This window comes from Enterococcus alishanensis (assembly GCF_019218635.1).
GTDB classification, from domain to species: Bacteria; Bacillota; Bacilli; order Lactobacillales; family Enterococcaceae; genus Enterococcus_A; species Enterococcus_A alishanensis.
Window position 1 is genome coordinate 1 of the sequence record NZ_JAHUZB010000020.1, and the last position, 4,641, is coordinate 4,641.

The 4,641-nt window shown below is 32.8% G+C and carries 2 protein-coding genes; both read right to left on the minus strand.

Features of this window, described 5'->3' with window-relative positions:
- Positions 1–30: 30 nt before the first annotated feature.
- Positions 31–2,106 carry a hypothetical protein gene (locus KUA55_RS18010; RefSeq protein ID WP_218327758.1) on the minus strand — a complete coding sequence of 692 codons (2,076 nt, stop codon included), beginning with the start codon at positions 2,104–2,106 and terminating at the stop codon, positions 31–33.
- Between the two features lie 674 nt (positions 2,107–2,780).
- Positions 2,781–4,349, minus strand: a complete 1,569-nt coding sequence (locus KUA55_RS18015; RefSeq protein ID WP_218327759.1) for a leucine-rich repeat protein — start codon at positions 4,347–4,349, stop codon at positions 2,781–2,783.
- Positions 4,350–4,641 lie beyond the last annotated feature (292 nt).

Sequence of the window (4,641 nt, forward strand, 5' to 3'; positions counted from 1 at the left end):
GGTTTTGTTTCTTCCATCTTGTTCTCCTTTCTAGCTAGTCACGGTCGCTATATCAAAATGCAACGTGTAACTGACATCTTTTAGCACATCATAAGGACCAGAAAAATTCCCAGTCACATAAAGATTTGCACTATGATCTGTTTGCCAGTAAGGAGCCAAGCTTAAATTATCAGTACTACCTTTATTGGCTAACAGTGGTCCCCACTTGACTATATCTTGGGAATCATTTTTTTGTGCAACCAGTGAAAGGGCCAGCTGACTGTTTTTGCCTTCAGTTAATTGGTCTACCAAAGTAACGTCACTAGCAGATCCGCTATTCACGGTTAAACTATTTAAGGATAGTTTTCGAATCGTGTTGCCATTATTAATAGTCTGATAGTCTTCTGGATTTAAATTATCAGTTTTAGAAATTTTAGACCGAAATGCATGGAAATCAATATTATTTATAATTGACATTGATTTATATTCAGGAACTGCCGATGAATTTTCAGTCCACTTACTCAAGGTTTCCGTAGTAAAATTTCCAGCAACCGTATTATGATTTCTTATAGAAAGAACTTGAGAGTAAATATAGTACATCTGGGCAAGTAGATTATTGATTGTAAATGTTTCAGATGAAGATGAATTAGATGCTATTAAACTTTCTGATTCTTTATCAGAAATAGTCTTTTGAGAACTATCTAATGTGATATCATCAGAAACTAATGGCGCATCAGCAATTTTGTAGGAAACCTGTTGAATTGTAGAGTTATCATCATTTAAAACTATATCATTTATATTTAAATCACTTTGACGGTTTGCCACAATTGAATTTGCAGTAACTGACGAAATAGAAGCTGTTGGCTCATAAACCCATGCTGTTTTTGAAGCAGTATTTTCCGAAGATAATGAATTAGAGTCACCTATCTTATATTTTAAATAGTTGGTGCCAATTGTTTCTCCGATTTCAAGTGTACTTGATTGATAATCGCAAGTATTAATTTGATCATTTCTATTGACTGTCATTACACTACCAGTGAATAACGGAGAGGGGGTTGTAGCCGAAGTTGCGAATAGTATTTCTTTAGGGGCATTAGCGTTAATAGTATTAGATCCTGTCAATCCCCAGCTTGTTACACCACTTTTAGAACTTGAAAAATTTAGTGTGGAATTATTGGTTGCATTAATAACAGTGGATCCTCTGCTATTTAAAACTCCAGAGGTAGTTGAACCACTACCGTTTACTAAGTTATAGTTTAGCTTAGCGCTATCCCCAACATTTAGTGTAGCATTATCTGATCTAATAAACGTAGTTTTTCCGTTATTGACTGTTACGTTCGCTCTTGGGTTTAAAGTAATATTTAAGGTCCCGGTGTCTTGATTACCAGACATCACTTCAGAAGTTCCAGCACCAGCGACACTAATTATTGTGCTACTATCAGTATCAAAATTTAAATTGGAAAAACCCGATGAGAAATATGCACCGCTAGAAGTATTTGAACTTGTAAAAGTATTTGTCCCTTTAAACGTAATAGTACTGTTGTCAGCATAAAAACTGTTGAAGGGTGTCCCATTGAAGCCTTGAATGTTGTATGTTACATTATTAACGATTACATTAAGATTAATATTAGTTCCTTGATTAGTATAAGGGTATACCAATCCACCATTGGTAAAATTTCTACAAGTCGAATTTCCAACATTTAAGTTTTGAAAGGTTACTGTTATGTTTGGAGTAATTGTACGAAGAGGAGAATCATAAGAATAAGCATTAGTGTTTCCAATATATCCAAATAATAAGCTATACCTCGCTGTACCAGATGTACCAGATCCATCAATAATGGTGTCTGATGTATAAGACAAGACATCAATTGCAGAGGTAGTTGATGTTGTAGTTGCACCATTAGAAAAACCATATACAATGTCATTATTAAGAAGAATATATTTTTTCAAAGTAGATGGAGCATTCATGGCTGCCTTAAACTGTGCGTAATTAGATACAGTGTACAATGTGTAACCGTTCGGTGGAGATGCTGCTTGGCTCTTTATAGGATTAGCCGTTAAAAAGAAGAAAAATATTAATCCCAGAAAAAATAATAAATTAGCGGTATACTTTTTTATAGAACTCACATCCTTTCAAAGCAGAAACAAATACTAATTGATATATAGTAAAATGTCAATTAGTAAAGTTATAATGAATAATTCAAATGCAGTGAGTACTTATAACGAATAATTTTTCATTAAATTGAAATATTAATAAAAAAAATATGTCTTATTCTGTGAAACTGATTTCTAGAAATTAAAATTATTATAAGGTAGTCTGTCTATATTCAATTTTAAATAAATATATCAAAATACAATTTAGATGAATATATAACAAGAGGATTTTTCTAATCATTGGATCAGAGTCAATATCTTGGACAAAATTTGTAATTGAAAAGATAGATGAAGAAAGTTTGAATGTTGTATCAATAGTGACAAATGAATTTTCAGATGATGTAGTAGGGGAACAATTCAAGAGAAAAGCTATTTTTTTTGAAGATAGAGGCAAAGAACAATTTTTTCCAATTTAGTTACTCGCATGATGATAAACTTTATATTAAACATTGAAAATTTTATTTAAAGCTCCCAGACGTTTTAAAACTAGGTTTCATTTCTCAATCCCCAAATGGTGATGGAACGAGAGCTGAGATTAAAATTATTGGTTTCAGTCATAATAAGATTTAACTAAAAAAAGCAGACCTAAATAGGCCTGCTTTTAATATTTTACATTATGTGACCTAACTGATTAAATAACAACATTTTTATTCAGTCCGCGGGATAAGTGCAGTAACAGAGGGGTCAAAAGCACTGTTAGTGTCTACAAACTCTTTAGGGACACTTGCTTCTGTGAGGTTATTATTGTAGTAAAATGCATAGTCCAAAATACTCTTGACACTGTCTGGAATGGTCACACTACTTAAGTTTGTGGTTGCAAATGCATATGTCCCTATGGTTTCCAAGCTATTTCCTAGGGCTACACTACTTAAGCTTATATTATTATAAAATGCAAATCCTCCTATGGAGGTTACCTTTTCTGGAATAATTACACTTTCTAGTTGGTTGCTATCAAAAGCATGATTACCTATAAAAGTAACCCCTTTAGGAATTATCACTTTATTTAATTGGTTAGAACCAAATGTGTAATTTTCAATACTAGTTATACCACTAGATATTTCAATACTAGTCAGATTATTATAGTTAAATGCTCCTTCACCTATTATAGTAACACTATCTGGAATAGTTACATGCTCTATTTCATTATAATAAAAGGCACCAGCTTCTATGGTGATAACGCTATTAGGAATGACTACACTTTTTAAATACAAAGCTTCAGAAGGTTCCGTAGCTATATTAGAAAAAGATCTACTACCAATACTAGTAACTTTATAAATACTTTCACCTTCAGCAACATACATTGGTAGGATTAATTCAGAAACATCTTCTCCTTTTTTAAATCCTGTAATAGTTGCGTTTTTTTCCGATACATCATAAGTAAATATATGGTCAGTGTTGACATAATTAAAGTTCAAGGAAGTCTCTTCAGTAACGCTTTGAATTAAGTGACTTGGATCTCCATATACTGTATATCCTGTAATCTCTGGAGCTATTGCAGTATAGCTTTCACCTTTTTTAACAGATACTACAAGGGATTCCTTGACTATTTTTGATGGATCATTAGCATCCACATAATTGACCGTTACCGTATAATTTGTTGTAGGTGCGTTTTTTTGATAAGTAAAAGTAATAGCCTGGTCACTAGTGATATTCGTCAATGTTTGACTTGTCTCCCCTTGGATTGTATATTCTGAAATGCTTGGAGCAGTTGCTGTAAAATCTTTACCTACCTCTACCGATTCAGTCGTACTATCCTTGATTTTATTTCCAGCTGTATCTACATAATTGATTGTAACTGTGCTGGTTTCAGGTGTAGTAGAATCATTCGTACCATAAAAAGCAATTCCTTCATCAGACCAACCTAATTTTGTTAAATGTTTACTTTCTTGTTCACTTTTAGTGTAGTGATGATTAAAAGCAAACTGATTTGAGTTATATACACGATAGATGGGGACCTCGGAAGATCTAGCCGAGTAAAAAGCTCTACCTTCTTTTACCCATCCATATAAAGTTAGATTATTGTATTCTTTTAAACTTTTGGTATATAGGTGTTCCCCGACATTAGGATTATAAATTCGATAAACAGTATCCCCGCTTTTAGAAGCGGTCCACCCAATCCCTTCATCTGTCCATCCTTTTATAATAAGATCTTGTTGCTCCGTTTTGTCAGCGGTGTAGAAATGTTCCCCAGTATTAGGGTTATACAGTCGATACATTGATTGATCGGTTGTTGCAGCATCAGCAGAAATAGTTCCAATCCAAAATACAGTTCCAAGGGCTAAACTACCTAAAAAAAATCCTAACTTTTTTTCATTTTTATCATCCTTTCTTAATGTTTGTATTCATTTAGTTTACAGTACTTTTTAATTTAAGAGGAGTTTCAGTCTATATAATTTCACCTTAGCATAACTTGATTTATGTAAAAAAAGAACCAATTCACTATGTGAACTGGCTTTATTTTTTATTAATTTAAACAGCGTCTTTCCAAAAAGCACAACTATGAGATGG

What these genes read in the sequence shown, in the direction of transcription:
- KUA55_RS18015 (WP_218327759.1), bottom strand. Translation starts at nt 4,349, where the DNA reads ATGTATCGACTGTATAACCCTAATACTGGGGAACATTTCTACACCGCT.